The organism is Streptomyces spongiae, from assembly GCF_009377185.1.
Taxonomy (GTDB): domain Bacteria; phylum Actinomycetota; class Actinomycetes; order Streptomycetales; family Streptomycetaceae; genus Streptomyces; species Streptomyces spongiae.
In genome coordinates this window covers 1-6,415 of the sequence record NZ_VJZC01000566.1, presented here as the reverse complement: position 1 = coordinate 6,415, position 6,415 = coordinate 1, and the positions used below count along the sequence as shown (strand labels likewise).

General features: G+C 71.2%; 5 protein-coding genes. 1 reads left to right on the top strand and 4 read right to left on the bottom strand.

Going from position 1 to position 6,415, the window contains the following annotated elements:
* The first annotated feature begins 284 nt into the window (after positions 1-284).
* Complete coding sequence (locus FNH08_RS41590) at positions 285-1,340, top strand: tartrate dehydrogenase (protein WP_152776705.1); 1,056 nt, start codon at positions 285-287, stop codon at positions 1,338-1,340.
* Between the two features lie 30 nt (positions 1,341-1,370).
* Here the strand turns inward: FNH08_RS41590 and FNH08_RS41585 are convergent, their stop codons facing one another.
* The 4 genes from FNH08_RS41585 to FNH08_RS41570 form a co-directional block, all read right to left on the bottom strand.
* Complete coding sequence (locus FNH08_RS41585) at positions 1,371-1,922, bottom strand: sarcosine oxidase subunit gamma (RefSeq protein ID WP_194238805.1); 552 nt, start codon at positions 1,920-1,922, stop codon at positions 1,371-1,373.
* A gap of 76 nt (positions 1,923-1,998) precedes the next feature.
* On the bottom strand, positions 1,999-4,860 hold the full coding sequence (locus tag FNH08_RS41580) for a sarcosine oxidase subunit alpha family protein (RefSeq protein ID WP_152776703.1): 2,862 nt from the start codon (positions 4,858-4,860) through the stop codon (positions 1,999-2,001).
* Positions 4,857-5,153: a sarcosine oxidase subunit delta gene (locus FNH08_RS41575; RefSeq protein WP_322726312.1), complete on the bottom strand. Its 297-nt coding sequence runs from the start codon at positions 5,151-5,153 to the stop codon at positions 4,857-4,859. The genes FNH08_RS41580 and FNH08_RS41575 overlap by 4 nt, the downstream gene beginning before the upstream one ends.
* A 10-nt stretch (positions 5,154-5,163) precedes the next feature.
* Positions 5,164-6,384, bottom strand: a complete 1,221-nt coding sequence (locus tag FNH08_RS41570) for a sarcosine oxidase subunit beta family protein (protein WP_152776702.1) — start codon at positions 6,382-6,384, stop codon at positions 5,164-5,166.
* Positions 6,385-6,415: the final 31 nt, after the last annotated feature.

Genomic DNA, 6,415 nt, shown 5'->3' with positions numbered 1-6,415 from the left:
CGGGACGAAGGCAGGAGCGCGGGCCGCCCCCGCCACCCCACGATGAGGAACGAACGAGTGAGCCAGCGTGCGGGGCCGACTCTGTCTCGGGAGGTCAGGCCTCAGGAGCGGCTACGGATCACCACATGCCGGCTCACTCAAGACGTTCGGCCAGCAGGATCAGCACCAACGTCTTACGACGCCATTAGGAGCACCCCTGCCCGGGCCGCTTATCACGCTGCCTTATAAGGCACATCGAGAACGCGTCTTGGACGCGCCGCCGCACCCGCTGCTCCAATCGGCCCATGACGAACCACCGCATCGCCCTCATCCCCGGCGACGGCATCGGGACGGAAGTCCTCCCGCCCGCCCAGCAGGTCCTGGACGCGGTCGGCCGCCGCCACGGCATCGCGTTCTCCTACACCTCCTACGACTGGTCCTGCGAGCGCTATCTGAGCGAGGGCGCGATGATGCCCGAGGACGGGCTGGACCGGCTGCGGGAGGCGGACGCGATCCTGCTCGGCGCCGTCGGCTATCCGGGCGTGCCGGACCACGTCTCGCTCTGGGGGCTGCTGATCCCGATCCGCCGCCACTTCCGGCAGTACGTCAACCTGCGGCCGGTCCGGGTCTTCGAGGGTGTGGACAGCCCGCTGCGCGCCGCCGCGGCGGGCGAGGTCGACCTGGTCGTCGTACGGGAGAACGTCGAGGGCGAGTACAGCGAGATCGGCGGTCGGCTGAACCAGGGGACGCCGGAGGAACTGGCCGTCCAGGAGACGGTGTTCACGAGGGCCGGGGTGACCCGGATCGTCGACTACGCCTTCCGGCTGGCCGCCGGCCGCCGTGGGAAGGTCACCTCGGCGACGAAGTCCAACGGCATCATCCACACCATGCCGTTCTGGGACGAACTGGTCGCCGAACGCGCCGCCGGGCACCCCGGCGTCAGCTGGGACCAGGAGCACATCGACGCGCTGGCCGCCAAGTTCGTCCTCGACCCCGCCCGCTTCGACGTGGTCGTCGCCTCCAACCTCTTCGGTGACATCCTCAGCGACCTCGCGGCGGCCGTGGCCGGCTCGATCGGCATCGCCCCGTCCGGGAGCCTCAACCCCGAGCGGGAGTTTCCCTCCATGTTCGAGCCGGTGCACGGTTCTGCCCCCGACATCGCCGGCCGGGGCATCGCCAACCCGCTGGGCGCGATCGGCTCGGCGGCGCTGATGCTCGACCACCTCGGCCATCCCGAGGCCGCCCACGACGTCAACGAGGCCATCACCGCCGTACTGGCCAAGACGGACGTCCGCACCCGCGACCTGGGCGGCACGGCGACGACCGACGAGTTCACCGAGAAGCTGCTCGCACTGCTCTGAGCGCGTACGGATCGAACGCGCCCGACGCCGTCAGGGGACCTCGGGGCCGCGGTACTCGCTCATGGCGTCGATGAGCCAGCGCGCCAGGTAGCCGGAGAACGAGGACCGCGGCAGGAGCCGGTACGTCGGTGCGTCGTCGACCTTCCAGAGGAGCACGGGGACAGGTCCCACCGTGGTCGACACCGCCCGACCGGGGCCGAAGGCCCGGGGATGGAGGTCCAGCGGGCAGCCCTTCTCCAGCACCTGCCGGGCGGAGGGGCCGCCCAGCTCCAGCGTGGTGCGGTTCGCGGAGACGTCCACGACCGAGCCCGGGGCTCCTTGGAGCGCCTCCCGCAACTCGGCGGTCACAGCGGTCGCGTCGGCCTGGGACAGCACGAGCCATTCGTCGGGGCCGAGCCAGACGACCGTGTGGGGGCCGGACGCGGTGGTGGTGCCGCACTGTCCGGGGAGCGGCGCCCCCAGGGCCTTCCCGATGCGGTCGGCCGCTTCCGAAGCGATGTCGACGCGCAGGTTCACCATGGTGGTGAACGGCCTCTCGGTCAGTGCGACGCCGCGGGCGCCGGTGACGGCGGCGGCACGCATCCGCTCCTCCAGATGTGCCAGCGGGCTGGTGCGCAGGGCCGCCGGGCCCGCGCCCGCGTCGATCGTCGGCTCGCGCTCAGCCATCTCGCTTGGTCCCTTCGGGGTCGTAGAGGACGGAGTCGGCCACCAGGACGGGCACCAACTCCTCGCCCACGGGGGCGAGCAGGGTCTCGCCGATCCTGGCCCGCCCGTCGGCGACGAGGGCGAGGGCGAAGGGGCGGCCGAGGGCCTGGCTGTGGTAGCTGGAGGTGACGTGGCCGAGCATCGGCACGGGCACCGTCTCCAAGGGGACGCCTGGCGCGACGAGTTGAGTGCCTTCCGGCAGCCGGGTCGTGCGGTCGGACGGCAGCAGGCCGACCAACTGCTTGCGGTCGGTGCGCGAGGTGTCAGGGCGGGAGTGGGACCGCTTTCCGACAAAATCCTTCTGCTTCGAGACCACCCAGGACATGCCCGCGTCCTGCGGGGTGACGGTGCCGTCGGTGTCCTGGCCGACGATGATGTAGCCCTTCTCGGCCCGCAGGACGTGCATGGTCTCGGTGCCGTACGGAGTGATGCCGTACGGGCGTCCGACCGCGTCCACCTCCTCCCACACCGCCAGGCCGTACCACGCGGAGACGTTGATCTCGTAGGCGAGTTCGCCGGAGAAGGAGATCCGGCAGATACGGGCGGGGATGCCGGAGGCCAGGGTGGTCTCGCGGAAGGCCATGAACGGGAAGGCGTCGTTCGACAGGTCGACGTCGGGGGCGAGATGGGCGACGACCTCGCGCGAGCGCGGGCCGACGACGGCGATCGTCGACCACTGCTCGGTCACCGAGGTGCAGTGGACGTCGAGTTCGGGCCACTCGGTCTGCAGCCACTCCTCCAGCCAGTCCAGGACACCGGCGGCGCCGCCGGTCGTGGTGGTCATGAAGTAGCGGTTGTCGTCGAGGCGCAGCGTCACACCGTCGTCGAAGATCATGCCGTCGGGCTTGCACATCACGCCGTAACGGGCCGTGCCGGGCTTCAGCTTCTTGAAGGCGTTCGTGTAGACGCGGCCCAGGAACTCGCCCGCGTCCGAGCCCCAGATCTCGATCTTGCCGAGTGTGGAGGCGTCCATGAACGCCACCCCTTCACGGGCCGCGCGGCACTCGCGGGCCACGGCCGTGTCCATGTCCTCACCGGGCTCCGGGTAGTACCAGGGACGCTTCCACTGCCCGACGTCCTCGAACTCCGCACCGTGCGCGACGTGCCAGCCGTGGATGGAGGTGGTGCGTTCGGGGTCGAACAGCTCGCCGCGTTCACGCCCGGCCAGGGCGGCGAAGGCCACCGGCGTGTACGGCGCCCGGTAGGCCGTGGTGCCGATCTCTCCCAGCGAACCGCCGAGGGCCTCGGCGATCACCCCGATCGCGTTGACTCCCGACGTCTTGCCCTGGTCGTTCGCCGTGCCGAGCGAGGTGTAGCGCTTGACGTGCTCGACACCGCGCATGCCGGCGCCGGTGGACCGCCAGACGTCGGCGACCGTGACGTCGCGCTGCAGGTCGACGAAGTGGGTGTCCCAGCCACCGGGTTCGCCGTCGGGGGAGGGAACCAGCCACAGGGCGCGCACATCAGGGCGTACTTCCTTATGCGAAACCGTGGGCACCGGAACCGGGAACCCGGCGTCCGTCGCGGCCCGCGCCCCGGCCCTTGCCCCCTCGGCCAGACAGCCGTCGAGGTCGTACGTCCCGCGCGCCGCACCCACGACCTGCTGGTCCCGTACGGCGCCGTCGGGGACGAAGGCGACCAGCCCTTCGTCCCAGCGCAGCCGGCCCTGGCGCTGGCTGTGCAGGTGCACCACCGGGCTCCACCCGCCCGAGACGGCGAGTAGATCGCAGTCGAACGACGTGGGATCACCAGTGAGTTGACCCTCCTCGTCGAGGGCCTGGACGGTGACGCCGGCGAGCCGCCCCTCGCCCGAGGTGTTGACAACCGCACTGCCCGTCAGCACGCGCACCCCGGTCGCCACGGCGACCTCGGCGGCCCGGTGGGACAGTTCGGGGCGGGCGTCCACGACGGCGGCGATGTCGATCCCGGCGGCGTGGAGATCGGCGACCGTGTCGTAGGCGCTGTCGTTGGTCGTACTCACCACGGCCCGCGACCCCGGAGCCACGGCGTATCGGTTGAGGTACGAGCGCACGGCCGCCGCGAGCATCACTCCGGGTCGGTCGTTGCCGGCGAAGACCAGCGGACGTTCGTGAGCGCCGGTCGCCAGGACCACCTGGCGGGCCCGGATGCGCCACAGCCGCTGGCGCGAGATGCCTGCGGAGGGTTCGGGGGCGTCGGATCCGAGGTGGTCGGTGCGCCGCTGCAGAGCCAGCACGTAGTTGTCGTCGTACGATCCGAAGGCTGTGGTGCGGTGCAGTACGACCGTCTCGGGGGCGGCGTCGAGTGCCGCGCGGAGGTCGGCGACCCGGTCCAGGTCCGTCCGCGTACCGGAGAGCAGTGAGCCGCCGGGCTCGGGCTGGTCGTCGACGAGGATCACACGGGCTCCGGAGCCGGCGGCAGCGGCGGCGGCCGCCAGCCCGGCCGGTCCGGCGCCGACGACCAGGACGTCGGTGTGGACGTACTTCTTGTCGTACACGGCGGGGTCGGAGGCCGGGTCGAGCCGGCCCATCCCGGACAGCGTGGTGGCGGACAGGCCGTCGTACAGCTCCACGGTCGTGGCCGGGAGCATGCCCTCCGAGCACGAACCGTCCAACTGCACCAGGGCGTTGGGCTCCTCGACACCCGCGGCGACGATGCCGCGCGGGCGCCCGCGGTAGAGCGACGGGGCGACCTCGACGAGCCCGTTCGCCAGCATCGCCGAGGCGACGGTGTCTCCGGGGTGCCCGGTCAACTCCCGCCCGTCGACGGTGAATCGCAGCACGGTGTCGCGGTCGACGCGTCCGCCCTGCCGGAGCCGGTAGTGCTGGTCGGTCATCGGATCCCTCCGGCCTGGGGCAGTTCGGGGCGGGGCTCGTCGAGCCGGTAGGAGGTCAACACCTCGTGGGTGGCGGTGTCGCGCAGGACGTTGAACCAGCGGCGGCAGCCGATGCTGTGCATCCACCGTTCGGCGAAGGGGCCCTTGGGGTTGTCGCGGTAGAAGACGTACTCGGCCCACTGCTCGTCGGTGAGGTCCGCGGGGTTCTCGGGGTAGGGGACGTGGGCCTGGCCGCCGTAGTGGTATTCGGTCTCGTCCCGCGGCCCGCACCAGGGGCAGCTGATCAGCAGCACAGTGTCCTCCTCAGTGGGCCACGGCCGCGGCGCCGTGCTCGTCGATCAACGCACCCGTCGTGAAGCGTTCGAGGGCGAAGGGGGCGTTCAGCGGATGTGGCTCGCCCGTGGCGATGGTGTGCGCGAAGGTCCAGCCGGCGGCCGGGGTGGCCTTGAACCCACCGGTGCCCCAGCCGCAGTTGACGTAGAGGTTCTCGACGGGCGTGGTGCCGATGATCGGGGAGGCGTCCGGGGTGACGTCGACGATGCCGCCCCAGGTCCGCAGCACGTGCGCGCGGGCGAAGACGGGGAACAGCTCCACGGCGGCGGCCATCTGACGCTCGATCACGTGGAAGGAGCCGCGCTGCCCGTAACCGTTGTACGAGTCCACGCCGGCGCCCATCACCAGTTCACCCTTGTGTGCCTGGGACACGTACACGTGGACGTGGTTCGACATGACAACCGTGGGGTGGACCGGCTCGTGCAGCTCGGAGACCAGCGCCTGGAGCGGATGGGACTGCACCGGCAGCCGTACACCCGCCCGCTCGGCCAGCACGCTGCTGTGCCCGGCGGCCGCGAGGCCGACCCGGCCGGCGAGGATGCGGCCGCGGTTGGTGTCGACGCCCACGACCCGGTCGCCGTCCTTGAGGAAGCCGGTGACCTCGCAGCCCTGGATCAGGTCCACGCCCATCTCGTCGGCCCGGCGGGCCAGCGCCCAGGCGACGTGGTCGTGTTTGGCGATACCGGCCCGCGGCTGGAAGGTGCCGCCCAGGACCGGATAGCGGGTGCGGGACGAGACGTTGAGGATGGGGCAGACCTTGGCGACCTCGTCCGGCTCCAGCCACTCGGCGTCGACACCGTTGAGACGGTTGGCGCCCACGCGGCGCACGCCCTCGCGCACGTCCTGGAGGGTGTGCGCGAGATTGAGGACGCCGCGCTGGCTGAACAGGAAGTCGTAGTCCAGCTCCTCCGGGAGCCGCTCCCACAGCTTGAGCGCGTGCTCGTAGATCGCCGCGCTCTCGTCCCACAGGTAGTTCGAGCGGATGATCGTGGTGTTGCGTGCCATGTTGCCGCCGGCCAGCCAGCCCTTCTCCAGGACGGCGACCTTGGTGATGCCGTGGTTCTTGGCCAGGTAGTAGGCGGTGGCCAGGCCATGGCCTCCCGCGCCGACGATGACGACGTCGTACGAGGAGCGCGGTTCGGGGTTGCGCCACAGGAAGTCCGGGTGCTCCGGCAACGGCTCGCTGGTCATGCCGCGTCTCCGTTCAGGCGGGGCGGGTGGG